Annotated in this window: 25 protein-coding genes; 14 read left to right on the top strand and 11 right to left on the bottom strand. The window is 40.1% G+C overall.

Annotated features, from left to right (window positions below; translation table 11 throughout):
* Window positions 1-206: 206 nt before the first annotated feature.
* The 5 genes from QMA08_RS13960 to galE are packed head-to-tail and all read right to left on the bottom strand — an operon-like array spanning window position 207 to window position 5,800.
* Window positions 207-1,529: a dienelactone hydrolase family protein gene (locus QMA08_RS13960; RefSeq protein WP_290174755.1), complete on the bottom strand. Its 1,323-nt coding sequence runs from the start codon at window positions 1,527-1,529 to the stop codon at window positions 207-209.
* Between the two features lie 29 nt (window positions 1,530-1,558).
* Window positions 1,559-2,563 (bottom strand): Gfo/Idh/MocA family oxidoreductase, encoded by a 1,005-nt coding sequence (locus tag QMA08_RS13955; RefSeq protein WP_002958850.1) that lies wholly within the window; start codon window positions 2,561-2,563, stop codon window positions 1,559-1,561.
* 19 nt (window positions 2,564-2,582) lie between these two features.
* Window positions 2,583-3,731 carry a galactokinase gene (galK, locus tag QMA08_RS13950; protein WP_290174754.1) on the bottom strand — a complete coding sequence of 383 codons (1,149 nt, stop codon included), beginning with the start codon at window positions 3,729-3,731 and terminating at the stop codon, window positions 2,583-2,585.
* Window positions 3,721-4,785: a UDP-glucose--hexose-1-phosphate uridylyltransferase gene (locus tag QMA08_RS13945; RefSeq protein WP_290174753.1), complete on the bottom strand. Its 1,065-nt coding sequence runs from the start codon at window positions 4,783-4,785 to the stop codon at window positions 3,721-3,723. Before QMA08_RS13945 ends, galK begins: the two co-directional genes overlap by 11 nt.
* A gap of 1 nt (window position 4,786) precedes the next feature.
* Window positions 4,787-5,800 (bottom strand): UDP-glucose 4-epimerase GalE, encoded by a 1,014-nt coding sequence (gene galE / locus QMA08_RS13940; protein WP_101164424.1) that lies wholly within the window; start codon window positions 5,798-5,800, stop codon window positions 4,787-4,789.
* A 267-nt stretch (window positions 5,801-6,067) separates the two neighbouring features.
* Between galE and QMA08_RS13935 the strand changes: the two genes are divergently transcribed.
* The gene (locus QMA08_RS13935) at window positions 6,068-6,898 is read left to right on the top strand and encodes an SDR family NAD(P)-dependent oxidoreductase (RefSeq protein WP_290174752.1); all 831 of its coding nucleotides are present in this window, start codon (window positions 6,068-6,070) and stop codon (window positions 6,896-6,898) included.
* On the top strand, window positions 6,898-7,254 hold the full coding sequence (locus tag QMA08_RS13930; RefSeq protein ID WP_138489976.1) for an antibiotic biosynthesis monooxygenase: 357 nt from the start codon (window positions 6,898-6,900) through the stop codon (window positions 7,252-7,254). The genes QMA08_RS13935 and QMA08_RS13930 overlap by 1 nt, the downstream gene beginning before the upstream one ends.
* A 62-nt stretch (window positions 7,255-7,316) precedes the next feature.
* Here QMA08_RS13930 and QMA08_RS13925 read toward each other — a convergent pair whose 3' ends face one another.
* Window positions 7,317-7,559: a YdcH family protein gene (locus QMA08_RS13925; protein ID WP_290174751.1), complete on the bottom strand. Its 243-nt coding sequence runs from the start codon at window positions 7,557-7,559 to the stop codon at window positions 7,317-7,319.
* A gap of 159 nt (window positions 7,560-7,718) precedes the next feature.
* The gene (locus QMA08_RS13920) at window positions 7,719-8,615 is read right to left on the bottom strand and encodes a LysR family transcriptional regulator (protein WP_200219758.1); all 897 of its coding nucleotides are present in this window, start codon (window positions 8,613-8,615) and stop codon (window positions 7,719-7,721) included.
* 124 nt (window positions 8,616-8,739) lie between these two features.
* On the opposite strand from QMA08_RS13920, the gene QMA08_RS13915 reads away from it, so the two are divergent.
* From QMA08_RS13915 to speD, 9 genes are all read left to right on the top strand, one after another.
* On the top strand, window positions 8,740-9,729 hold the full coding sequence (locus tag QMA08_RS13915; protein WP_290174750.1) for a zinc-dependent alcohol dehydrogenase family protein: 990 nt from the start codon (window positions 8,740-8,742) through the stop codon (window positions 9,727-9,729).
* Between the two features lie 177 nt (window positions 9,730-9,906).
* Entirely contained in the window at window positions 9,907-10,488 is a 582-nt protein-coding gene (locus QMA08_RS13910) for an aminodeoxychorismate/anthranilate synthase component II (protein ID WP_149594491.1), read from the top strand.
* Window positions 10,489-10,531: 43 nt separating this feature from the next.
* Entirely contained in the window at window positions 10,532-11,692 is a 1,161-nt protein-coding gene (locus QMA08_RS13905; protein WP_002958858.1) for an HDOD domain-containing protein, read from the top strand.
* A 379-nt stretch (window positions 11,693-12,071) separates the two neighbouring features.
* Window positions 12,072-13,277 carry an aspartate aminotransferase family protein gene (locus QMA08_RS13900; protein ID WP_002958859.1) on the top strand — a complete coding sequence of 402 codons (1,206 nt, stop codon included), beginning with the start codon at window positions 12,072-12,074 and terminating at the stop codon, window positions 13,275-13,277.
* Between the two features lie 85 nt (window positions 13,278-13,362).
* Window positions 13,363-14,379 (top strand): arginine N-succinyltransferase, encoded by a 1,017-nt coding sequence (gene astA / locus QMA08_RS13895; protein WP_024597056.1) that lies wholly within the window; start codon window positions 13,363-13,365, stop codon window positions 14,377-14,379.
* 15 nt (window positions 14,380-14,394) lie between these two features.
* Window positions 14,395-15,864: a succinylglutamate-semialdehyde dehydrogenase gene (astD, locus tag QMA08_RS13890; protein WP_024603338.1), complete on the top strand. Its 1,470-nt coding sequence runs from the start codon at window positions 14,395-14,397 to the stop codon at window positions 15,862-15,864.
* 132 nt (window positions 15,865-15,996) lie between these two features.
* Window positions 15,997-16,344, top strand: coding sequence for a DUF3802 family protein (locus QMA08_RS13885; protein ID WP_002958862.1), 348 nt, complete (start codon window positions 15,997-15,999; stop codon window positions 16,342-16,344).
* Window positions 16,345-16,430: 86 nt separating this feature from the next.
* Window positions 16,431-16,844, top strand: coding sequence for an OsmC family protein (locus QMA08_RS13880; RefSeq protein ID WP_002958863.1), 414 nt, complete (start codon window positions 16,431-16,433; stop codon window positions 16,842-16,844).
* Window positions 16,845-16,932: 88 nt separating this feature from the next.
* A complete protein-coding gene (speD, locus tag QMA08_RS13875; protein WP_024597058.1) occupies window positions 16,933-17,745 on the top strand; it encodes an adenosylmethionine decarboxylase in 813 nt (270 codons plus the stop codon).
* 51 nt (window positions 17,746-17,796) lie between these two features.
* On the opposite strand, the gene QMA08_RS13870 is transcribed toward speD, so the two are convergent.
* Together QMA08_RS13870 and QMA08_RS13865 are read right to left on the bottom strand one after the other, a co-directional pair.
* Window positions 17,797-19,140, bottom strand: a complete 1,344-nt coding sequence (locus tag QMA08_RS13870; RefSeq protein ID WP_197121346.1) for a M24 family metallopeptidase — start codon at window positions 19,138-19,140, stop codon at window positions 17,797-17,799.
* Window positions 19,141-19,273: 133 nt separating this feature from the next.
* On the bottom strand, window positions 19,274-20,557 hold the full coding sequence (locus QMA08_RS13865) for an aromatic amino acid transport family protein (protein ID WP_290174749.1): 1,284 nt from the start codon (window positions 20,555-20,557) through the stop codon (window positions 19,274-19,276).
* Between the two features lie 446 nt (window positions 20,558-21,003).
* On the opposite strand from QMA08_RS13865, the gene QMA08_RS13860 reads away from it, so the two are divergent.
* From QMA08_RS13860 to QMA08_RS13850, 3 genes are all read left to right on the top strand, one after another.
* A complete protein-coding gene (locus QMA08_RS13860) occupies window positions 21,004-21,801 on the top strand; it encodes an alpha/beta hydrolase (protein ID WP_138489982.1) in 798 nt (265 codons plus the stop codon).
* A gap of 282 nt (window positions 21,802-22,083) precedes the next feature.
* Window positions 22,084-24,807 carry a P-loop NTPase fold protein gene (locus QMA08_RS13855; protein ID WP_290174748.1) on the top strand — a complete coding sequence of 908 codons (2,724 nt, stop codon included), beginning with the start codon at window positions 22,084-22,086 and terminating at the stop codon, window positions 24,805-24,807.
* A gap of 153 nt (window positions 24,808-24,960) precedes the next feature.
* On the top strand, window positions 24,961-25,263 hold the full coding sequence (locus QMA08_RS13850) for a hypothetical protein (protein ID WP_290174747.1): 303 nt from the start codon (window positions 24,961-24,963) through the stop codon (window positions 25,261-25,263).
* A 118-nt stretch (window positions 25,264-25,381) separates the two neighbouring features.
* Here QMA08_RS13850 and cysQ read toward each other — a convergent pair whose 3' ends face one another.
* Window positions 25,382-26,152 carry a 3'(2'),5'-bisphosphate nucleotidase CysQ gene (gene cysQ, locus QMA08_RS13845; RefSeq protein WP_182712485.1) on the bottom strand — a complete coding sequence of 257 codons (771 nt, stop codon included), beginning with the start codon at window positions 26,150-26,152 and terminating at the stop codon, window positions 25,382-25,384.
* A gap of 9 nt (window positions 26,153-26,161) precedes the next feature.
* Window positions 26,162-26,755, bottom strand: a complete 594-nt coding sequence (cysC, locus tag QMA08_RS13840; protein WP_033029155.1) for an adenylyl-sulfate kinase — start codon at window positions 26,753-26,755, stop codon at window positions 26,162-26,164.
* Window positions 26,756-26,759: the final 4 nt, after the last annotated feature.

Raw genomic sequence — 26,759 nt, 5'->3', positions numbered from 1 at the left:
ATATTTGTGTTATTTATCTTATCTTATATATGACTAGATTGCCTTTAACCGAAGTTAATGGCAATGGTTTTTTCTTAAAATAGCAGATTAAAAAATAAACACGCTAATATTTGCTAGTAACTCTTTTATATAAAAGGCGTTTTATTTTTGCATTATTTTAAGGGCGTACGCGGCTATTGATTAAAACAACCGCTTAAAGCTTATTATTACTTGGTGTGAGGTTTAGCTTGTTGCCAATCCATACCGGTAGAAAAGCGATTATCAAACCCGCGCCACTGTGGCAGCGGCTTACCATCAACAACAGCTTGGTCGCCGTTTTGTGGTAAATCTAAATATTTACACTCGCTGGCTATGCCTTTTACGTGGCAATCCATCATGGCAAGTACAAAGTGTTTGTTGGTCTCGTTTAGTGTGCGCATAGACCACGAAGGCTCGTAGTAATGACCTATATCTAGCTCACTGCTGCTTTGTGCAATAGCAGGGGCTGGGTGTGGTGCAATATTATGGCGTGCATTTTTGTAAGTAAGCATGTACTTATCTTTGCTGCCTGTTTGTTCATAAAGACTTTTAATGCCTTCATAGCCTGAAATGTCATCTAAGTTACCAGCTACATAAAGCGAAGGTACTTTAATATTTTCCATTGCTTTGGCATCAAATATAGCGTGCTGTCCGCCCCACGCTGCAAAGGCCACCATGGCTTTTATACGAGGGTCTACTTTTGGATTTTGGTATTGTCCACCAGCGCAGCTGTTTAGTAATTGCTGTACTTGTTTAATTTGAGCTGGGTCTTTCATACCCGTAAACATAGCCGTAGTTTGCTCATTAAAAGCGAAACAACCACCTATTGTATTTACCGCGCCATAGCCACCCATTGAGTAACCAATTACACCTGCGCTTTTGTTGTCTACTTGCTTGCTTGCAAAGTTGTTTTGCTCATTAAAATAATTAATAACAAACTGCTGATCGCGTGAGCGATTTATAAGCGTGCTAAAAAAGCCAGAGAACGGTGCGTTTTCAAAATCAACATCGGCATTGGTTGAGTCAGTATGATCAATAGCTACCACAATGTAACCGTGCGACGCTAAATGCTCGCCAAGGTAGTACATAATTGTACGGTAACCGGTATAACCGTGCGAAAGCACAATGACAGGGTAGTGCTCTTTATTATTAATGGCGACATCACGCATTGCATCGGCTTGCAAAGTAAACTCTTTACCTGAGCGAGTTTCATCTTTGTAGCTGGTAAGTGGCGCTTTTGCTGTATTTGCAGCCGGATACCACACTTCTACTTTTAAAGGACGATCTTTTTGGCCTTGTGTAGCGGGGTCAAATTGCGCAGGGTTAACTAAATCAAGTGTTTGCACACCTACATTGTAGCTACCTTTAGCTGCAAGCTCTGGGAGTACTTCGCTAGTGATTGGCGGGTATAGCTGCTCTGGTTTATTAGATTGAGCAACAGCTACACTGGCAGATAAACTGCACGTAGCAAGTAATATGGCTTTTGAAAGCGCCTTGAGTGTGTGTGCCATTGTGTGTCCTTGTTGTGTATTTTTATTTTTTAATTTGTCAGTTCAGCCGACTCGACGGCATTGCTATATTGCAACTGCCATTGTGCTCGTAAGGTATCCATTATGTTCATAACTCGTAAGCTAGTGCTGAGGGGCAACACGCTGCTTTGGGTTTGTTTTTGTAATATACACTGCGTGACATGTGCAATTTCAAACTTAAAGTTTTCATCGTCACTAAAGTTGTATTCAAAGCATTGCGGGTCTTGGTCGTTTATGTGTAGCTCTAGTGTTTTTGCACCTACAAACTGAGGTATTCGAATATAGCCAAGCTCACCATTAATACATGCTTCTGTGGGGCCACTTTGTTGTAGTGCGCTGGCAAGAGATGCAAATTGCCCGTTACCGTAATCAACTATAGCAGTGCTTCGCTCATCAACGCCGGTTGTGCTTTTATGTACAAAGGATTTGATGTGTTCAGGGGCTTTATTAAATACCACATCAGCAATCGAAATAGGATAAATACCTAAATCGAGCAGGGCGCCACCCGCTGTTACAGGGTTCATTAATCGGTGAGTGTCGGCAAAGCTGCCAGGTAAACTAAAGTTGGCATTAACGCTGTGCACATTACCAATAACACCTTCACTTAGGAGCTGTTGTAATTTTACTATGGCGGGTAAAAACCGCATCCAAACGCCTTCCATTAAAAAGCAGTTTTGTTGCTTGGCAAGCTCAGTGAGACTTTGCAACTGCTTAGCATTAACGGTAATTGGTTTTTCGCTTAGCACGTGCTTATTGTGTTTTAAGCATTGGGCTATTGTTTTAAAGTGTTGATCGTGCGTATTGGCAATATAAATAGCATCTATATTTGGGCATTGCATGAGAGCTTGATAGCTCTCATAGCCTTGAATATTGTACGGTGTGGCAAATTCTTTAGCGCGCTGCATACTCGTTGATGCAGCGCCAATAAGCTGTGCATCACTGCAATACGCAATGCTTTTAGCAAAGGTGTGAGCTATATTGCCACACCCAATAATTCCCCAATTAACCTTTGCCATGCTTATTCCTTAAGTTTATTTAAAAAGACGTAATTTGTAACCCTGAACCCGCTGAACATACGTAAATATCAGCATTTAGGCTAAAACGCTCAAAGTAATGCTTTTCTACCGCTGCTTTAATTAGTGGTACTTCCGCATCGCGACACAAACATACAATTGCGCCACCAAAGCCGCCACCCGTCATACGTACTGCGCCACGCTCGCCCATCGCTTCTTTACAAATTTCTACTAGGCCATCGGTTGCAGGTACGGTTACTTCAAAGTCGTGTTTAAGAGATTGATGCGATGCAGCCATTAGCGTACGAAGTGCATCCATATCGTTATTTTGTAGTGCAGTAGTTGCTGCAATTACACGGTCGTTTTCGCTAATTACGTGGTGTGCACGTTTATATTCGTTTTCGCTTAATGTCGCTTTTACTGCTTGCAGGCCAGCCATGGTGGCTTGGCGAAGTGTTTCTACACCCATTTTTACAGCAGCTTGTTCGCAGTCAATGCGGCGCTGGTTGTATTCGCTATCAACCAACTTACGCGGGTAGTTAGAGTTAACAATAACAATATTTAAATCATCAGGAACTTTAACTGATTTGGTTGCGAGGTTTTCACAGTCGATTAATAGTGCATGACCGTTCTCGCCTTTAGCTGAAATAAGCTGATCCATAATGCCGCATTGGCAATGCATAAAGTCGTTTTCGGCTTCTTGACCAAATAGCGCAATTTGCTCTGGCGGTAAACCAAGCTGTGCAATATGGTTAAACATACCGCCAACTGCAACTTCTAGTGCGGCCGATGACGACAAGCCACTACCTTGCGGTAAGTTGCTGTCAATAAGTAGGTCGGCGCCACGAAGTGTGTAGCCCGCTCTTTTAAGAACATAAGTAACAGCACGAATGTAGTTACCCCATTGCGACTGGCCTTCAGGGATTTCTTCATCAACACTAAAGCTGTCTTTTTCGCCTGGGTAATTTAAAGAATGCACAGTAATAATATTGTCGTCGCGTTCTTTAAACATCACTTGGGTGCGAAACTCTAACGAACACGGTAAAACAAAACCGTCGTTGTAGTCGGTAAATTCGCCAATAAGGTTTACACGCCCCGGTGCTGCTGCAATACCTTGAGCAGGCGCACCATACAGTGACAAAAATTGTTGTTGGAATTCGTTAAGCTTCATCTGTGTGTCCTGCTGTATCTTTATAGTGTGTTGTACTGGCTGCTTTTAAAATAGAAGCAGCGGTTTCTGCGCTTAAATCGCGTTGGCTTTCGCCTAGCATTTCGTAGCCTACCATGTGTTTTTTAACAGTAGCAGAGCGAAGTAGCGGCGGATAAAAGTGTGCATGCAAACGCCAATGTTGCTCATCAGAGCCTCTGTTAGCCGGTGCATTGTGCCATCCCATTGAGTATGGGAAGCTGCAATTAAATACGTTGTCGTACTTAGTAGTTAATACTTTAAGTGCCTGTGCTAGGGCGTCTGTTTGCACATCGTTTAGCTGGCTAAAGTTTTGAATATTATCTTTAGTTACTAGCATTGTTTCAAACGGCCACGCAGCCCAAAATGGGACAACAACAAGCCAATGTTCGTTTTCAAATACAACACGTGTTTGATCTGCTTGCTCTTTTTGTGCGTAATCGGCAAGCATAGCTGTGCCATGCTTTTTATAATAGGCGAGCTGCTGGGTATCTTCGGCTTCTATTTCGGTTGATAAATGCGAGTGAGCCCAAACTTGGCCGTGAGGATGAGGTTGCGAACAACCCATGATCTCGCCTTTATTTTCAAAAACTTGTACGCATTCGTACTGCTGTGCAAGCTCTGTGTAATTTTGTTTCCAGGTTTTTACTACTTCGTGCAATGCATCGTGCTCAAGCTCTGGAAGTGTTTTATTATGCTCTGGAGAAAAACAAATTACGCGGCATTCGCCACTGGCTTCGTCGGCAATAAATAAATCGCTGTCTGATTCTAAGCTTTGTAATTGCTCGCTGGCATTAGGCGTTAATGCACCAAAGTCATTTCTAAATACGTGTGTGTATTTATAATCAGGGTTACTGTCGCCATTTGCACGGGTATTACTTGGGCAAAGTGGGCAGCTTTCATCGTGTTTTGGTAATACGTTTTCGTTAACGGCTTCTGTTGCCCCTAACCATGGGCGGTTATTACGATGTGGTGACACTAATACCCAACGACCCGTTAGCGGATTTTTACGTCTGTGAGTACTTTCTAATAAAGCCATATTAACTCTCCAACCCACTTGGGTAATTAGTTTGCCAGCGCCATGTGTCGTTTGTCATGTCGCTAAGTGTTAGTTCTGCGTGCCAGTTAAGTGTGTTTTGCGCTTTTGTGGCATCGGCGTAGTTACAGGCAATATCACCTGCACGGCGCGGTGCAATCTTATACGGAATATCTTTATTGGCTGATGCGCTAAATGCGTTGATCATATCAAGCACAGAATAACCTTGCCCTGTGCCTAAGTTGTAAGCATGAAATGCGGTATCTGTTTTATGCTGCATAAATGCCGCAACATGACCTTTAGCTAAATCTAAAACATGAATATAGTCGCGTACGCCTGTGCCATCTTCGGTGTCGTAGTCGTCACCAAAAATATTTACCACGTCACGTTTACCTACTGCAGTTTGAGCAATAAAGGGCATTAAGTTATTAGGAATACCATTAGGGCTTTCACCTAATAAACCACTTGGGTGTGCACCTACTGGGTTAAAGTAACGAAGCGCAATACCCATAAATTGACTGTTGGCATTACATACGTCTTGCATGGCTTGTTCAACCATGACTTTAGTCCAACCATAAGGATTAGTTGCGCGTATAGGATGCTTTTCGTCAATAGGGAGGTAGTCTGGCTCACCGTATACTGTAGCCGATGAGCTAAATATAATATGGTTAACGCCTTCATCTTGCATGTTTTGTAGCATGCTTAATGTGCCCGACACGTTATTTTGATAATAACGCAGCGGTTGCTCGGTAGATTCGCCAACGGCTTTTAAAGCTGCAAAGTGAAAGACAGCTTCGGCTTTAGTATGTTTTAGAGCGAGCTTAAACTGTTGCTCGTCTTGTATGTCGCCCAAAATAAACTCAAACCGAGTACCCGTAATCTTTTCGAGTTGGTCAAGTACCCGCGCACTTGCATTAGACAAGTTATCATAAATAACAGGCGTAATACCTGCTTCATGCAATGCAATACATGTGTGGCTACCTATGTAACCCATGCCGCCAGTAACTAAAACTTTCATGTTATTTCTCGAAAAGTGTATTTATATGATAAATACTACTATTAAGGTGGTTTAAAAACAATAGTTATGATTGCTGAGTAATTCAAATAAAAGCATAAAAAATATTCAGCTTAAACACTCATCTGCCTTTTAAAGGAATGCTTTTATATTAACTAACATAGGCTTAGCTTTATCAATTAATTCTATAAACTGATTCAACTATTGGCCTAATTATCAGCAGTAAGTCGGGGTGCTAATATAGCGAAAATAAAGTAAGGAGAGATCAACATGAACAAAACAATTTTACTTACCGGCGCAACCGATGGCATTGGGCTAGAAACTGCAAAGATGTTATTAGCACAAGGTCACACCGTATTATTACATGGCCGCAGCCAAGCAAAGCTCAGCGCGCTACAAGTAGCTTTAACCGAGCAATACCCAAATGCAAGTACACATAATTATATTGCTGATTTAAGCGATATGAGCCAAGTTCAAACTTTGGCAAAAAATGTATTAGCCGATTTGGCCGAAAATAATAACCAGCTTGACGTACTTATTAATAATGCAGGCGTTTATCAATTAGTTGATGCTACAACAATTGATGGCCTTGATGCTCGCTTTGTTGTAAACACGATTGCGCCATATCTTCTTACAAAACTATTGTTACCTGTCCTTGGTCATGATTCGCGAGTGGTTAATGTATCATCAGCTGCGCAATCAAGCGTTAACTTAAATGCACTTATAGGTAACACTGAACTTTCTGATAGTGCCGCTTATGCACAAAGTAAATTGGCTATTACTATGTGGTCGCGTCATTTAGGGCTTGAGCTTAAAGATACTGGGCCATTAGTTGTATCGGTAAACCCTAAATCGTTACTGGGAAGCAAAATGGTAAAAGACGCTTACGGTATAGATGGTGGGGATTTAAAAATTGGCGCAGATATTTTTTGTCGCGCAGCGCTTAGTGATGAATTTAAAGATGCCGCAGGCCTGTATTTTGATAACGATACAGGACGCTTTGCGCCTCCTCATGTTGATGCGCTTGATAATGCTAAAAATCAACAACTAATAGATACGTTAGACAGTATTTTAGCACAGCTTAAATTAGGTAAAGCATAATGAAAAATCATGTTACCTGGACAGTACAAGGCCAAATTAAAGAAGGTAAATACGATGAGTTTTTACTGGTAATGGCACGATTAGTTACTTTGGCTAAAAGTGAAGCGGGCACTTTAGTGTATGAGTGGACAGTAAGTGAAGACAAGCACAATGTACATATTTACGAGCGTTACCAAGATGAAGATGCTGCTAAAGCGCATCTTGCTGGTTGGGGCGAAAGTGGCCCACTATTTTTAAGCGTAGTTGATATGGATAAAGTAACGGTATTTAGTCAATTATCAGAAGAGTTTGCACAAACCTTTGCAGGCCCAAGCAGTGTATTTATGAAACCTGTGGGTGGCTTTGTAAAGTTTTAGAGAAAATACCCATTGTTGATCTAAAGAGCTCACCTCATCAGTGAGCTCTTTTTTTAGTTGCATTACTGCTCTTGCTGCAAGCGCTCGTATAGCCAATCTTTTAGTTCTGTACGTTCGTGTTTTAATAGATGCATTTGATCATCGCTTATGGGCGCATCTTTGAGCTCTAACACTCTAATCTCTTTATCTAGCTTGTCGTACTTATCTGCTTTTTTTGCAAATTCAGTATCGCTTTCATTTAACTCGGCAATGGTCTTTAAGTACTCTGGAAAGTCATTTGTTAATGAGTGGTCTTCGCCTAACATATTCGCTCCTTAGTAGGATATAAATGAGCTCACAAGTAAGTGAGTTGTATAAGTGAATTACTGCCTTTCATATAATACACTGGGGCTTACATAGATATAATTCAACCATCGAGCCGCTAATTTGATGTAGCACAAACAACCGTTTTTACTTTTTAGCCGTTACTGTTTTTCCCAATAAGGGACTTCACCAAAGTAGGCAATAAAATGATCGATAAACGCACGCACCTTAGGGGCTAATAATCTATTGCTTGGATATACAGCCCAAATATCGGCATTAGCTACCAGCGGAAAGTCTTTTAACACTTCTACTAGGCTGCCATCTTCTAAATATTTATAGCTACACCAATTTGAACTAATAGTAATACCTAACCCTTGTACGCACGCATCACGAACGGCTTCACCGTTATCAAAACGAAGTGCGCCTTTGGTTTTAATATTAAGAGTGTCTTTACCTGATTTAAAACCCCAGCTCTCTATACTGGCTAAGTTAATAGTTTGATGATTAACTAAATCTTGCGGTGTTTTAGGCAAGCCGTTTTTAGCTATATACTCAGGCGATGCGCATACAATACGGTTATCAGATGCCAGTTTGCGAGCAATTAGGTTTGAATCTTTAAGTGCCGCATCGCGAATTGCAATATCAAAACCGCCTTCTACTAAATCAACAATAGTATCGCTAAAGCGGCAATCTATAGTCAGCCCTGGGTATTTTTGCATAAAGCTTTTTAAGGCAGGGACTATATGCATGCGTCCAAAAGAAGCAGGCGCAGTGATACGTAATATACCTTGCGGCACTAAGCTTCCTGCACCTACCGAGGCGCGTGCGGTTTCTAATGTTGCTAGCACCTCTTGTGCATGAGGTAAAAATGCCTCGCCTTCTTCGGTCAGCGACACCTTGCGCGTAGTACGATGAATAAGTCGTACTCCTAAGTTCTCCTCAAGCTTGCTAATATATGCACTCGCTACTGCTGGTGATAAATCAAGCTCTCTTCCTGCTAGGCTTATATTATATGTATTAGCAATGCGTACAAACAAAGCAAGGTGGTCATTATTCATACTCGATTCTCAATATTATGTTGAAACAGATTGTGTATTTAGCCTTATTATCATTTATTAAAGGCAAAGCTACAATGAAACCTCATTACACATTAACTATAAACAGCTAATAGAGGCAACACTCATGAAAGCAATGACAATTAATAATTTTGGTGGCACTGAAGAGTTTGTAGCAGCAGAGGTTGCAAAACCACAAGTAACCGCAGGTAACGTATTGGTTCGCATTGCTGCAACTAGCGTAAATACAATTGATATGATGATTCGTCAAATGGGTGCCGATTTACCATTTGCTCCAAAGTTACCAGGCATTTTAGGTATGGACTTTGCGGGCACTATTGAAGCTGTGGGAGACGGTGTAACAGAGTTTACTGTAGGTGATGAAATTTACGGTTGTGCTGGTGGCCTAGGCGATTTACCAGGTGCACTTGCTGAGTTTATGCTTGCTGATAAGCGCTTAATTGCTCACAAACCTAAAAATCTAACCATGAAAGAAGCAGCCGCTATTCCACTAGTAGGTATTACAGCACTCGAAGGCTTAACACGTGCAAATGTAAAAGCAGGACAAAAAGTGTTAGTGCACGGTGGTGCAGGTGGTGTAGGCCATTTAGCAGTACAACTAGCTAAACACTTTGGCGCTGATGTTTACTCAACTGGCGGTAACGCAGAGCAACTAGCACTAATAGAAAGCTTTGGCGCTACAGGCATTAACTTTAAAGACGAAACTGTAGAGCAATACGTTGAAAAACACACCAGTAATATGGGCTTTGACATGGTATTTGATACAGTAGGTGGTGGTAACCTTACTAACTCATTTGCTGCAGCAAAGCTAAATGCACAGATATCTACAACGCTTTCTTTATTAGAAGTAGACTTAAGCCCAGTACACTTTAAAGGGTTATCGTTAAACGTAATCTTTATGCTTATCCCGATGATCCACGACTTTAATCGTCAAGATCATGGCGACAAACTAGCAAAGCTTGCACAAATTGTAGAAGCTGTCGGTATGCGCCCAGTACTTGATGAGCAAGATTTTACATTAGAAGATACAGCTAAAGCGCATGATCGTTTAGCAAGTGGCCAAGCACTGGGTAAAGTGGTTATAAACGTACAATAATGCATTAAGGCCGGCTTTTTAGCCGGCTTCTTTATAATTCTAATATTCCTTCTAAAGATAGCTCTAACATAAGATAAACAAACCTCATTTATGTTGACGAATTAATAGTGGTAGAATGCAGCGCTTAGTACCACTTGTGTAAAGTAGTGGTCAATAATTTATAAGGTCTGTTGTGTAATGCTGTTGATGATCGACAACTACGATTCGTTTACTTACAACTTAGTGCAATATTTTCAGCGTTTAGATCAAGACGTTTTAGTAAAGCGTAATGATGAGCTAAGCATTGCACAAATAAAACAGTTGAACCCGAAACACATCGTGTTATCGCCAGGGCCATGCACCCCTAACGAAGCGGGTATTTCACTAAATGTTGTTGAGCAACTAAAAGGGCAATATCCTATTTTAGGGATTTGCTTGGGACATCAAACTATCGCGCAAGCTTTAGGTGGAGATGTAATTCGTGCTAAAAAAGTAATGCACGGTAAAACATCACCCATAGTTCATACTAATAAAGGGGTGTTTAAAGGCTTAGCTAATCCGTTAACGGTATGTCGTTATCATTCTTTAGTGGTTAAAGCGCAAACTCTGCCTAAAGAGCTTGAAGTAACCGCATGGACTCAAACTGAGCAAGGCGAGTTTGACGAAATTATGGGGTTGTTACACAATGAACTTGCTATCGAAGGTGTGCAGTTTCATCCCGAAGCTATTTTAACTGCTCAAGGCTTAGAACTGCTTGATAACTTTTTAACTCGCTTCTAATGTTATAATACACATAGCATTTTATACTTTATTAATGGATGTCATGACTGAACTTGTAGCCCAGCAGCGTACTGCCAAAATACTAAGCCAACGAGCTCATGACTTATTGCTTGGGCATAGCTTTGCGCATCAGCAAATTGGTTTCATTCATACATTAGATATAGATTACGGCGAACCCATGAAGCAGCGTACCTTGCTTCAGGTTGAAGTGGCCGCACAGAATAAACGCCAGCAAAGCAGTACTGCACATCATAAGTACCGCGCTCAAGCGAGTGAACAGCTGCACAAAACTATTGAAACAGCTATATATAAGCAGCTCGAAGATATAGATGGCGTAATTCATAGCACCATAGGTATTGAAGATGGTATTGCCAATATACTCGATATATTAGCGGTAAAGTCAGCGTCGGTAGGGCGTTTAGAGCCATTGGTTAATGATATAAGCTGGTTGGGTAGGGAGTTAGTAACGCTCGTTAATTTACCTTACTATCGTAATCAACGTAGTAAAAACACGTCTGTAAAAGTAGATAAGCCATCGCTCGCCCTTCGTTATATTGGCCTTGATAACTTACAGCTAGTTATTCCTACATTTGCTGCCCGCCATTGGATGCCACATAGTACCGAACCATTTTCGTTATTAAAACGTCGTTTACGTGACAGTGCCATGGCAAACGCCATTGCTGCGCAAAAAATTGCACAAATTAATAATGTAAATGACGTTCATGCATTTACCCTTGGTATGCTTTTAGATGTAGGGCGAATTGCATTAGTGCGCTTGTACTTAAAAACGTTTGAGCAAATATGGCAACGTAAAGTACAGCTAGCCCGAAATGAAAACCAAAAAGATTTACACACCGCATTATTAGAGCTACAGCCCGACCCGTTATTTTTAACCACCCTACTTAGCAATAAATCGATAGAAGTAAGCGCTAAGGTAATAGACAAAATGGCTTTTAAATATTTACCGTTTAAAGGGGTAATGCAGCAGCTAGTAAATGGGGTAGATAAGGGCGATACATTACTGCCATTAACAGAAGTAATGCTAAAAGCACGGTGCTATTCTCAATATCTTAATTTAAAAGAACATCAACTTATTGAACCTGATGAAGCTCTAAGCTGGTTTTCGCACTTTAAGTTCACTAAAACGGAACTAAAAACCCTCCAATCGAGTAATTTTACCAATTTAGCTATTCAAATTGACTAAAAATCTGAATTTTTTGTTAATTTTTTTGCGACTAACCATTCATTCTCATCTTATTGTTATATTACATATTTGCCGATTAAAGCGTGTGCGCCTCTGTACTCATGCGGTTAGTTGCCTAAAAATAAGCATAAATAGCTATGCAAATAGTTATTCACTATCTATGAAATAATATCTTTAGCCCTTTATTTTCAAGGGATACATGAAAGTTTTTAACGAGACAGATATAAGTAATTCTGAAATAATGTGCGTCTGAAAATTGAACCACAAAGCAATTTTGCGCAATTATCAGGTTACTGATCTTGCCTATAAAGTTGGTTACAAATATTAACCAAACACCTATTTTGATGTTTTGTGTTGCTCACAATTAAGAGGAAATAAAATGACAGTCAATCGCGAATTATTTGATCACGTAATGGTTCCTAACTACGCACCTTCAAGCGTAATTCCTGTTCGAGGCGAAGGCTCTCGCGTATGGGATCAACAAGGTCGAGAGTTTATCGACTTTGCTGGTGGTATTGCAGTTAACTGTCTTGGCCATTGCCACCCTGCATTAGTAGGCGCATTAAAAGAGCAAGGCGAAAAAATCTGGCATCTATCTAACGTAATGACCAATGAGCCGGCACTTCGCCTAGCTAAAAAAATGGTTGATGCGACATTTGCTGAAAAAGTTTACTTTGCCAACTCTGGCGCAGAAGCAAACGAAGCCGCGCTTAAATTAGCGCGTCGTTTTGCACTTGATAAATTTGGCGCAGAAAAATCACAAATCATCGCGTTCAACAAAGGTTTCCACGGTCGTACATTCTTTACCGTAACTGTTGGCGGCCAAGCTGCATATTCAGATGGTTTTGGTCCTAAGCCTGGCGACATTGTACATTGCGATTACAATGACCTTGCTGCTTTTGAAGCACTTATCAGCGATAAAACATGTGCCGTAATGATGGAACCTCTACAAGGTGAAGGCGGTATTGTTTCACCAACTGATGAGTTTGCTCAAGGCGTTCGCGATTTATGTACTAAACATAACGCACTGCTTATTTTTGATGAAGTTCAAACAGGTGTTGGTCGTACTGGCGATTTATACGCATACCAAGGCTTAAACGTAGTACCTGATATTTTAACTTCAGCTAAAGCACTTGGCGGCGGTTTCCCTATTGGCGCTATGATCACAACAACTGAAATTGCACAGCACCTTAAAGTAGGCACACATGGTTCTACTTATGGCGGTAACCCGCTTGCGTGTGCTGTTGCAGAAGCTGCATTTGATACAGTAAATACCCCAGAAGTACTGGCTGGCGTAAAAGAAAAAGCCGCATTATTTAATGAACTACTTAGCGCGGTTAACGAAAAATACAACGTATTTAGCGAAATCCGTGGCCAAGGTTTATTAATTGGTGCAGTAGTGAACGAGCAATACAAAGGTCGTGCAAAAGAGTTTTTAGTGGCAGGTACTGAGCAAGGCCTTATGTCACTAGTTGCCGGTGCAGACGTAGTACGTTTCACTCCATCTTTAGTAATTCCTGAAGCGGACATTCGCGAAGGTATGGCACGCTTTGAAAAAGCAGTAGCAAGCGTAGTAAACGCATAAGCGACTTAAGCCAACCAATTAAGGGCAAGCACCGCTTGCCCTGCAATTCCTATTTACCGTTATTTATAAGGGAGCAAGCGGACTCATGATGATCCTTCGCCCAATCCAGCAAAATGATTACTCAGCATTACTGAAAATTGCCCACGAATCTGGGCATGGTTTTACGTCTTTGCCATTAAACGAAGAACTATTGCAAAAGAAAATAGACCATTCTGTAAGTTCATTTGCTAAGCAAACGTCACAACCCGGTGACGAAGGCTACCTGTTTGTTCTTGAAGATAGCGAAACCGGTGATGTTGTAGGTACGTCTGCAATTGAAGCTGCGGTAGGGCTTGATGATGCATTTTATCATTATCACTTAAGTAAAGTGATTCACTCTTCGCGCACATTAAACGTATACAAAGCGGTTGATATTTTAACGCTATGTAACGACTACACAGGCGCTACAGAGCTTTGCACATTGTTTTTAAAAGATGGCTATCGTAAAAATTGTAACGGTAAGCTACTTTCAAAAGCGCGCTTTATGTTTATAAAGCAGCATCAAGAGCGTTTTGCACAAACAGTGATTGCAGAAATGCGCGGTGTGTCTGACGAAAACGGCAGTAGCCCTTTTTGGCAGTGGCTTGAAGAGCACTTTTTCTCAATGGATTTTCCAACAGCTGACTACCTAACAGGTATTGGCCAAAAGGTTTTCATTGCTGAATTAATGCCTAAATACCCAATTTATGTAAATTTGCTAAGTAAAGATGCGCAAGCCGTAATAGGTAAAGTACACGACAACACACGCCCAGCAATCGAGTTATTAAAAAGCGAAGGCTTTACGTTTAATGGCTACGTAGACATTTTTGACGGCGGCCCAACGGTTGAAGCAAAAGTAGATAACATTGCGACGATTCGTAATGCAAATAACTTTAACGTTGAAATTGGCGAAATGACTGGCGACACCATGGTGTTACTAGCTAACGAAAAGCTTGAAGATTTTAGAGCAACCGTTGCACCAATGACATTTGACGAGCGCGCAAAAAGCCTTATTTTATCGCAAGAAGTAGCAGATGCATTGCATTTGCAAACTGGCGATATTGTTAGTGCAACCACGATTTAATTTAGGAGAAAGTATATGACTCATCCTGCACAATTTATTAATGGTCAATGGTCACAAGGCCAAGGCACAGAATTTAATTCAGTAAACCCTGCAAATAACGACGTTATCTGGCAGGCATCATCAGCAACTGCGGCGCAAGTAGACACCGCAGTAAATGCAGCGCGCGAAGCGTTTTATGCATGGGCTGATAAAAGCTTTACTGAGCGTTTAGAAATAATTAAAGCATTCGCAGCGCAATTAAAAGAAAACAGCGAAGAGCTCGCTATTACTATCGCACAAGAAACAGGTAAGCCACTGTGGGAAACTCGCACAGAAGCGGGTGCTATGGTTGGTAAAATTGCCATTTCTGAAAAAGCATTTTTAGAGCGCACTGGCGACGTAGAAAACGCAATGCCACTTGGCCGTGCGATGATTCGTCACAAGCCACATGGGGTTGTAGCCGTATTTGGTCCGTATAACTTTCCGGGTCACTTACCTAATGGCCACATTGTGCCAGCGCTTTTAGCAGGTAACACGGTTGTATTTAAACCGTCTGAACTGACTCCTAAAGTTGCCGAGCTTACGCTTAAACTGTGGGAAAAAGCAGGCTTACCAGCCGGTGTAATTAACCTAGTTCAAGGTGAAGTAGAAACGGGTAAAGCCCTTGCTGCTCACAAAGGGATTGATGGCTTGTTCTTTACGGGTTCTTCGCGTACTGGTCATATTTTACATGAGCAGTTTGCGGGTCAACCGGGTAAAATTTTAGCGCTAGAAATGGGTGGTAATAATCCACTTATTATTACTGACGTTGAAGACACTAAAGCGGTTGTTCACGATATTATTCAATCAGCGTTTATCTCAAGCGGCCAGCGTTGTACATGTGCACGTAAATTGTTTTTACCTAAAGGTAGCAAAGGCGATGCAATTTTAGAGCGCCTTATCACTGCAACTAAAGCGATTAAAGTAGGTAACTATGACGATGCAGACCAGCCATTTATGGGCTCTATGATCTCATCAGCGGCAGCAGCGGGCATGGTTAAAGCGCAAAACGAGCTTGTTGAGCTTGGCGCTCAAGTATTAGTAGAGCTTGAGCACACAGCCAATACCGGTTTTGTAACACCAGGTATTATTGAGTGTACAAATATTAGTGACTTCCCAGATGAAGAGCATTTTGGACCACTTTTAAAAGTATTCCGCTTTGACGACTTTGACCAAGCCATTGATAAAGCAAACGATACAACCTTTGGTTTATCGGCTGGTTTATTAAGTGATAGTGCAGCAGATTACGACCATTTTTTACGTCGTATTCGCGCTGGTATTGTTAACTGGAACCGCCCAATTACTGGCGCATCAAGCGCAGCACCATTTGGTGGTATTGGCGCATCGGGCAATCACAGAGCAAGCGCGTATTACGCAGCTGATTACTGTGCATACCCAGTTGCTTCAGTAGAGCTTGAAAAAGTAGCGATGCCAGCAACACTAAGCCCAGGCTTAAAAATAGATTAAGTAGTAATACTACTTAATTATTATAAAAGCAGCTTCGGCTGCTTTTTTTGTATTGCTATCGTACAAGGCTAGTAATTATCGACTCTTTCTGCTTAAATCAGCATAATTAAATATATTTAGGTGGTTCGCATAATGGTTTTAGATAGGCAAGGGTACGATGATTTGATCATGTATCTAACTCAAAATTTAGCATTGTTTGAGAAGCCAGGCGAAATAAAACCAGGCGCTCCAACAGTAATGGAATTAATCGAAGACGTTATTGCACAAAATGTGATGCTTATTTGCGAGCAGCACACAGACCTCAACACAGAGCAGCGTAGTCAAATTGTACGTGAAGTTGATGGCATAGTTTACGATTTAGAAGAAGTCCTCAGCAGCATCACCTCACAGCCTGTCACGGTTGAACAGCATGCCTTTATAGATGAATTTGCAGGTTTAGTGAAAAACCTCTTTGATAGCGCATTAGCACAACAATCTTAGCCATTTTATAGCCCTGCGTTGCATTTTCATTTGCAACTACGGCTAAGTTGCTTACAATCAAGAAAATATTTTTTTGAGATATAACAATGCAAGCAAATGTAAAATGGGTTGAAGGCGATACGTTTATTGGCCGTTCTAATTCTAACCACAATGTAGTGTTTGATGGCGGCAGCGATAGCGCAGCGCCAAGCCCAATGGAAATGGTTTTAATGTCAGTTGGCTGTTGCTCATCAGTTGATGTGGTTAGTATTTTAAAAAAAGCTAAACAAGATTTTTCAGACGTACAAGTGCAACTCAGTGCAGAACGCGCCGAAACAGCACCGCGCGTGTTTACCAAAATCAACTTACACTTTGTTGTTAAAGGTAATAATGTGTCTGAAAAGCACCTTGCACGTGCAGTTTCACTCTCTGCTGAAAAGTATTGCTCGGTTGCATTAATGCTTGATAAAACAGTAGAAATTACGCATAGCCACGAAGTTGTGCAAGATCAAGCAAAATAACGCTTTTTCCACGAGGAAAATTCGTATAAAATCCGCGAACTTTTCATTCTGCAGGTGCAGAACCCACTAATTTATAGGTTGGTTTATTATGAACAAACCCTTCGATAAACTTAAACTTCATGGCTTTAACAATTTAACCAAAAGTTTAAGCTTTAGTATTTATGATATTTGTTACGCAAAGACCGAGCAACAACGTAAAGAATATATTGAATATATCGATGAGCAGTACAGTGCAGATAGACTAACCGATATTTTAGGTGAAGTTGTTGATATTATTGGTGCTAACATTTTAAATGTAGCGCGCCAAGATTATGAACCGCAAGGCGCAAGTGTAACTATTTTGGTTTCAGAAGAACCAGTAGAAGAGCAGCAAAATTACGATGCTGACGAAGCACCAGGCCCATTACCTGATTCAGTTGTTGCACACCTAGATAAAAGCCATATTTGTGTACACACATACCCAGAAGCTCACCCTGATGATGGTATTTGTACATTCCGTGCTGATATTGAAGTGTCTACTTGTGGCATTATTTCGCCACTTAAAGCGTTAAACTTCTTAATTCATAGCCTTGAGTCAGACGTAGTAACAATAGACTACCGCGTTCGTGGTTTTACCCGCGACATAAACGGTGTTAAGCACTACATTGATCATGCTATTAGCTCGATTCAAAACTTCATGACAGAAGATACAAAAGAAGCGTACCAAATGATGGACGTGAACGTGTATCAAGAAAACCTGTTCCATACCAAAATGATGTTAAAAGAAACCGACTTAAATACCTATTTATTCGGCCTTTCTACTGATGAGTTATCGGACGAAGAAGAAGACGAAATTCGCTCTAAGCTGACTCGCGAAATGCAAGAAATATTCTATGGCCGTAACCTGCCAGATACAGAATAATAGCAACGAATTAAATTAAAAATGGCGCTCAGTGAGCGCCATTTTTTTGCTTTATTTTATAAGCAATAATTGTGTTTGTCGGCCATTTAAATACCAGACACCGCTTTTATCAAAAATAGCATCTTCCTCTAGCATTATTCTTATTTCTTTATTCCACTGCTTTATAAACACCGCATTGTTAAGCTCAATTGAGTAAGCCGTATTTAAATGTAGCGGATAGTCCCCATCTCCCGGTACACCTTGCTGAGAATCCCACATACCTAATGTAGTACCAGCAGCATGACCATGAAAGCCAAGAGGATGAGTATAAATAGTGGGTTTTAATCCCTGAGCAATAGCGGCTTTTCGTGCTGCAGCTAAAACTTCATTACCGGTTTTTCCTACCGCAAATTGATTGGTAAATATATCTTGGAGTTTATTACCGCTTTTTAGTGCTTCAACTAAGTAACTAGGCGCACTCGTTTCGTTTTCTTTGAGCACATACGCATGCTGCTGCGTGTCGGTATTTAAACGTAAATAAGTAATACCAAAATCGACATGAAGTAAATCACCGGCTTGTATAACGTTATCATCGTAGCCATTAGTGAAGCTTTCTTCATGATTAAACGACTTCGCATCGGCGCGTTGAATAGCAACGCTTGGATGAAACCATGTTTGTAGTTTTAGCTCTTTTACGCGCTCTCTAAACCACCATACCAAGTCATCGCTAGTTGTTTCACCCACCGTAATTGTTTTACCCGAAAACCCCTCTGCAATAATATGATGAGCAATAGCCACAATATGTTTATACATTTCAACTTCTTCAGGAATGCGTTGTTCTAGCCACGCAACACCAAGCGGCTCTGCAGAAATTATTTTATTGTGATAAGTGGCGGGTAAGTTAGCCATTAAGGTTTTGTAATCGCCTAGCACAAGGCCATCGGCATGTGCCCAGTCGGTAGAAGTATTAAGCGCAATGTTGCGAGGTTTGTATTGCTCAATAAGCGTATTGAGTGCCTGCCACTGGCTAGGTTGTGTTTGCTTATCCCAGCCTTTTTTAAATACATTACCTATTTTATAAGGCGCAATAGCGTAAGCATCAACCCCACCTTGCTTATTAAGTGCAAATAGCAAAATAGTGGTGCGTCTGGCTGAAAGCCATGTTGCAGGCAGCATTGTTTTTAATATTGGATCTTCATTGTATTCTCGGCTTATAAGAAGCCACATATCAGTGTTGTGCTGCTTCATTAACGAGGGCATTAAGCTATTGATTCTAAGCTCAGTTATTTTATCTATAAACGCTGCGCGCTCTTTCATTGATAAAATTATTGGAGGTTCTGAGGCTTTAACTAAAGGGCTTACAAATAGTGTTGCGAGCAAACATGCGCTTATTAGTAATAATTTATTGTATTGCATAGTTGGGCTATTTTTAGGCTAATTTGTACTTAACATGTCAGAACCCACACTATAAAAAAATAATTTGAGACAAAGCGTACAAACAAAAAAGCCCAGCTAATTAAATTAGCTGGGCTTTTGAATATATAGCGTATTAATTAATCATGCTGTAAATAAGTGCAAATACAGCAAGTGAGCCAACCGCTAATATAAATAGCGTGCTTAAACGGTTGCGGTATTTATGAAGTGCAGGCACTTTATAAACTGCAATCATTGGCATGATGAATAAAATCATCGCAATGATAGGGCCCGATAACTGATCCATCATGTCTAAAATACTTGGGTTTTTAACAGCGCAAAACCAAATAGCTAAAAACATAATTAACACACCAATTTTATCGGCCGCTTTTGCGCTTAAGCTTGTTTGTTTAGTTACTAAACCCGTAAAGCTTTCACGCGCCCCTAAAAAGTGACCCAAAAACGACGATGTAATAGCAATAAAGGCAACAAGCGGCCCAAGTGTGGCAATAAACGAGTTATCAGTAATATTAGCAAGGTAGGATAAAACCGATACGTTAGCGGCTTTAGCCGCTGCCATTTGCTCGCCTGTAAGCGACAGCACGCAAGAGAACACAAATAACAGTACAAAGGTAATAAGTAGTAAGCTAGTGCGCTTTAAAATCGCCTCAGACTTATGTGTAGCTTGTTCACCGTAGTGACCGCGTTGCACGTTTACAAAGCTTGAGATAGCCGCTGCGTGGCTAAACGAAAACACAATAATAGGAATCGATAACCACAACGTTTTTCCAAAGCTGCCCATTTCAGGCAGTGTCATATCTGGCATTTGCCAGCTAGGGATTAAATAAAGTGATAAAAAGAACAATATACCCACAAGCGGATAAACTAAAATAGCAAAGGCACGCAGCATTAAGCGCTCTCCGCCCATCATTAAGCTAATCATACCTGCAACTAATACACCCGAAAGCAACACGCGAGAAGGTGATTCCATCCCCATTTGATTAACCATAAAGCTATCAATGGTATTGGTTAAGCCCACACCGTAAATAAGCAAAATTGGGAATATAGATAAAAAGTACAATAAAGAAATTAACCGCCCCGCAGTCACACCAAAGTGTTCTTCAACTACATCGGTAAAATCGGCATCTTTATTTTTTGATGAAAGTACAAAACGCGCTAATCCACGGTGTGCACAAAAGGTCATTGGAAATGCTAAGCATGCCAAAATAATTAACGGCCAAAAACCGCCAATGCCAATATTAATAGGTAAAAATAAAATACCCGCACCAACGGCGGTACCAAAAAGGCTTAAAGTCCACTGCGTATCGTGCAGATTCCATTTAGAAGTGGGTGTGTTTGAAGGTGTGTGTGCACCTGTTGTTGATGCATTTGAAAGCGTTGCATCTTGAGATGTTGTCATGTGTGTGTTTATCCATTATTTAAATAATAATCGCGCGCAAGAATATAGTTTTTAGCTAAAAATTTCATGTTTTGAGAGGATTTGTAGACTAATTAATTAGACCAAATTGAAGGGTAAGTGTCATGAATACGAAACAGCGGTGTAAAAGTGAGCAACACCCTTAAGCGGCAGCACCACATTATAATTTTAAAGTAGGTTGGTTAGAGCGCAGCGAAACCCAACACGCTATAGTGTCACGCGAGCAACAAAGCCGAGATAGGCGGTTCTCATAACGTAAAAATAGGGACTGGTCATTTTTATTGGTTTTCATTTAAAAATCAGAATCTGCAGCGAAAAGCTGTTAAGTAGAAGCCATTGATCTGAACTTCATAAGAGATTTTTATTAAACTCCGTTATACTTCCTGCAATTGAATATGCCAAACGAAGTAAATAGGCCACTAACTGTAATGAGCAAAGAGATTCTCTTCCATACTACTTTTGCGCACGAAACCAGTAAAACATGGGTTGTATTTGTCCATGGAGCAGGTGGTAGTTCGGCAATTTGGTTTCGTCAGCTTAAAGCCTATAAAAAAGAATATAATGTATTGCTGCTAGATCTTCGTGGTCACGGTAAATCGAATAACTTAGTACAAAACTTTGTTGATAATAATTATTCATTTAATAATGTCTCTAAAGACATTATCGATGTGTTAGATCATAACAATATCACCAGCGCACACTTTGTTGGCATTTCATTGGGCACAATACTCATCCGAAATATTGCTGAAATTGCTCCGCAATATGTTTCTAGCATGGTACTAGGTGGAGCGGTTACTCGTTTTAATACCCGCAGTAATACATTGGTTTATTTAGGCAATACTTTTAAACACTTCTTGCCTTATATGTGGCTGTATCGCTTATTTGCTTTTATTATGATGCCGAAAAAGCGTCATAAAGAATCTCGACTTTTGTTTGTTCGTGAAGCAAAGCGCTTGTGCCAAAAAGAGTTTATAAAATGGTTTAAATTAGCCATGGACGTAAATCCTTTAATGCAATATTTCAAAGAAAAAGACATTGATATTCCCATTCTGTACATTATGGGTAAGGAAGATCATATGTTCCTTGGCCCTGTTAAAGAAATGGTTAAGCGTCATAAAAATAGCGTACTGCAAACTATTCACCATTGTGGCCATGTCTGTAATGTAGAGCGCCCTGACTTATTCAATCAGCACTCGCTTGCTTTTATCGCCCAGCAAAATCGTTAAGGGTTGTTGCTTTTAAAAAGCGTTTAATTAATGGGAAGTACTTAGTAAATTGGATTAGGTCATTCTTTTTGGCTTTCGTCCTAAACTAAAAACAAGACCTACCTCTGAAGGAATAAAACCCAGCTTATGAAGCGTAGGTTGGGTAGAGCGAAGCGAAACCCAACAGCCATAGCGTCATTCGAGCGGTAAAGCCAAGAGGCGACTTTATTTCTTAAACTTGCTTATCCAATAATATTCAATTGATATACACTGGTAAGGTAACGTATTGATAAGGATATTAAGTTGTCGCAAGTTAAAACTCTCCCCATTACAGCCACACGCTGGCTCTCTCTTTTATTGTGTGCAATTACCGCCGCAACAATTACTGTATTTTTAAGCAAAGTCGGTTTTGTACAAAAGGCATATTCAAGTTTAGGCGCTATTTTACATGCCAATCCGGTTTTGCATTACAGCAGCGCGTTTTTAGCGGGTATTGGCATAAAGCTCCTGCTTGATAAGTTTTATATATCGCACCCTAAACGCAGTGTTGGGTTTAACTGGCGATATCCGCCTGTGACAATCGCTGTATTAGCGTCATTGTTGATAACTGCTTTTTACATGCTAAGCACAGCAGCAAAACTTAATGAAGCTGCGTTATACGCACAAAGTTTTATGAGCTTAAAATACTTAGCACTTACGTTTATTGGCATGCAAATAACCGTCATTTATCAGATAAAGCTTTACACCAAAAAGCCAATATTTACTGCTGTATTGGTTGCACTATCGACTATGTATGTAGGTTTTGCTGTTGGTCTTGCTGATATAGCAGCTGCTTTTTATGTATTTATCAGCCTAGCAGTTAATTATTTAATTTTAGCGATTTACTTAGTGGGCGATGAGTACAGGCAGAGCAAACAACAAGACTCCGTATCTAAAAATGAACTGCTTGAAACTAAAGGAAGTTCAGAATTAAAAACGTTAGAGGATTTTAGAGAATGGTTCAAAGATGATTCAACTATCAAAAGTACAGATCAATTAGAGCCAGATTTAAAAGTTTATGCCAACCGTATTACTGAGCGGTTACAAAATGGCGGTGATAAATATGAAAAAGATTTAGCACAACACATAGCTCTTTGTGGGCCTTATGGTTGCGGAAAAAGCAGCATCGTTGAAAGTGTTGTGAATGATTTAGCAAAAAAATCTGAAAAAGAGAGTGTTTGGATACACAGTGATATATCTACGTGGGGTACAGCCAGTGGCAGCGTCGCTCATGTAATACTTAGTAATATTATTGATGATATAAGCCAATATATTGATATGTGTGCCTTTCGTGCGTTACCGAAGCATTACACTGAAGCGTTGAAGTCTGGCGGTAGTGTATTTCAGTTTGCATCTACGTTACTCGCAGGCCCCGTTGATATTGAGGGAAGTTTTCAAAATCTTAATGATGTTCTTGATGCAACCAACCACAAATTACTGATCACTTTGCAGGACGTAGATCGTGGTACAGGCGATGAAAACGAAAAGCGTTTGAATGATATAGCTGCGCTACTCGATAGACTAAAAAATCGAAGGTTGAGTCATATTAATTTTATTATTGCTATGGGAAATGAAAGTGAGGTTGCTGCTGAAGTGATTTCAAAAGCGACTGATTATAGAGATGATATTCATAAACCGTCCATTATGGGTGTTTTATTGAAATTTACAGAAAAGAGTGTTTTAGATGCTATTGAAGAGCAACGGGTTTTCATAATTGAAAATAGTGAAATACTTAATAAAGAAGAGTTAACCAGTATTCTGTACGGAAATAAAAAGTGGTATGGGGTAAATAGCAAACTTATCGAGATCGAAAATCAAATATCTTCCATCAGACAATTGAAAAAGATACTTTGCAGGGTTAATCAAGTTTGGCAAAAAGAAAAACTGATGGGCGAGATTAACCTTTTTAATTTAATGATGGTTATTACTCTGAAGGAAACTAATATTAAATCCTTTGAAAAGTATAAGAAATTAGAAAAAGATAATATAAAAAGTTTAGTTACCAGAGGTGATTACGATTTAAAGCCATTTATACATGAGTGCGCTAAAAACAAAACAGAAGAAAGCTTAATTACATTTTATATAGAGATGCTTGATATAACCGCAGATAGTGTTTTAAATCCAGCTATAAATCATGTGTTAGATAACCCCAGTGCTAAATGGCAGCAACATGGGAGCACTAAAAATCAAAGTGTTGGTTTTAACAATGGCTACAGTGATTATTTATCAAGAATCTTATCTGAGGAAGTACCGAAATATCAGGTGTCAGATCAAATTAGTATTGCAAATGTTCTTGAGTTATACAAATTAAAGCCAAGCGATACAAAAGGGATACTTTTATTTATAAATCAATTTCTTAGTTTCAGTGATAAGGAGGTGGTAAACTTTGAGCGATTCTTTGGATTAATTGATAATAAACTTGATATTACAGACTGTATTGGTAAACACTTTATTAAGCGAGGGTTTTTCGTAGATTATGCTGTTAATAATGGTGTGGAAGAAATATTCAAAAAGCTACTGGCAGAAAGTTTAACTATAAATAAGTTGCATTTAATATTCGATTCATTTTTATCTAATAATAAAATTTATAGTGATAATATAGGCAATAATATTGTCACTGAGTTTTTATATGAATTTTTAACTTTTCTAGGGGTTACTACTAGCAGCAAAGAGACTTTTAGTCCTCAATCTTTAATTGATGCTATTCGAAGTTTAAATACTACTGAAAATCCACTTGGATATACATTTTTTTATACGTTATTAATTTCCTATAAAAATAATTTTGGAGTAATTACTGGTAAAGTATCTTTGTTAGACAAGATCAATAAAGTACAAGTTGGAGACCATACGCTAGGCAAGCTTTTGGTAGGTGGGAGTTTACAATCTCTACCACAATTAGACAAAAAACAGTTTATGACTTTTAAACATGCTGAGCAGTTAAATAAAGAGATTGAGCAACTAACAGGTAAAGAGTTGATAGAAGGTTGATACAGAGATTATCCACTTTTAGATTAAACATTATCTTATATGCTAAAAATAAAAAATTGACATGAAGTGTGCTATTCGTTGGATTTCGTTCCACTCAACCCAACCTACGGCACTAATTATCCATTTTGAATGGAAAACAAAGGGATTTAATAAATGGCACTTTTATCGATTTCAGTAGGCACTGTGTTTTTTGCAGTTGCTATTATTTTGTTTGGGTTAAGCGTTATATTTGGCCATATGGAAGATTCAGGTTTTGCATTTGGCTTTATGTTAGGTATGTTCCCCGCGTTTATTGGCTTGGTTTTAATAGTGCCCAGTACGCTTTACCGAACTGTTTTAGTGTTTGCCCGAAAGCCTGAACAAACCCTAAAAGAAAAGGTTATATTATCACTTGGTATGTTTATAACGTTGCTGTGTTTTAGTACGCTTTATCAATTGGTAGGCAAGCTTTTTTAGTGCGAAATAGTGTAGGGGGTCAACGGGTACTTGTTGGGTTTCGTTCCACTCAACCCAACCTACGGTGTTTAGATTTGCATCGAGCTGCTCGTGGCTAACAGCTCGCAACTTTTAGCTCTTACTCTTCTATCGCACTCACTACAAAATACGGATTCAAGTACTCATCTTTGGTGTTATAAATAAGCGGGCTGCCATCAAGCTTAGTGACTTTAGCGCCGGCTATTTCGGCGATTGCATGGCCTGCGCCTGTATCCCATTCGCAAGTAGGCCCTAAGCGCGGGTATATATCGGCGCTGCCCTCAGCCACTAAACATAACTTTAGTGAGCTGCCTTTAGACACCATTTCAACCTCGTCAAAGCGTTTTACAAACTCGGCTAAATCGGGTGATGGGTGCGAGCGGCTGCCTACAACTCGAATTAACCCTTTGTTAGGTTTAGTAGTTACCTTAAGCTCAATTCGCTCATCGCCTTTATCTTTAAATGCGCCAATTGCTTCGGCGGCTAAGTACGATACGCCAAGGGCGGGTGCATCAACTACGGCTAAAATAGGAATGCCGTTTTTAATTAGGGCGATGTTTACGGTAAATTCACCGTTCTTTTTAATAAATTCTTTAGTGCCGTCGATTGGGTCAACTAACCAGTAGCTTTTCCACGTTTGGCGTACATCCCAACTTATGTCGGCGTTTTCTTCACTAAGTATTGGAATATCAGGTGTGAGCTGTTGAAGCCCTGCCACAATCAGTTTATGAGCTGCTAAATCGGCGTCGGTTACGGGGCTTTCATCGGCTTTGTACTCAACGTTAAAATCCTTTTCGTAAATTCCCATTATCGCTTGGCCTGCTTTGCGGGCAAGGATGAGGGTTTCTTCTAGCAGTTCGGTTTGATTCATGGGGTTAACCTATATTATGTGCTTTTGTTTTAGATACGTTATCAGTTGTGTAACCGATTGGTCTAGGGTGTTTTTACTTGTATCTAAAATTATTTCTGGATTGTTTGGCACTTCGTAGTTTGAATCGATACCAGTGAAGTGTTTTATCTCCCCTGCGCGGGCTTTTTTGTATAAGCCTTTTGGATCGCGGCTTTCGCATACATCCAGTGGGGTATCGATAAAGACTTCGATAAATTCGCCATCATCTACTAAGCTGCGCACCATGTCGCGTTCCGCTCTAAAAGGCGATATAAACGCAGTAAGTACTAACAAGCCAGCGTCGGTCATTAGTTTTGCAGTTTCGCCCACGCGGCGTATGTTTTCAATGCGGTCTTCGTCGCTAAAGCCTAGGTCTTTACATAAACCGTGGCGTACGTTGTCGCCATCGAGCAAGTAAGTGTGCGTACCTTGCTGATTAAGCGCCGCTTCTAGTGCGTTTGCTACGGTGCTTTTGCCAGAGCCTGAAAAGCCGGTAAACCATAAAATAGCGGGCTTATGTTTTTTTTGCTCACTACGCTGTGCTTTTGTCGTTGCGTAGTTATGCCAAACTATATTTTCATCCATAGTG

This window comes from Pseudoalteromonas sp. APC 3355, assembly GCF_030407615.1.
Taxonomy (GTDB): Bacteria; Pseudomonadota; Gammaproteobacteria; order Enterobacterales; family Alteromonadaceae; genus Pseudoalteromonas; species Pseudoalteromonas distincta.
The sequence above is the reverse complement of the archived record's forward strand: the minus strand, read 5'-3'. Positions and strand labels throughout refer to the sequence as shown.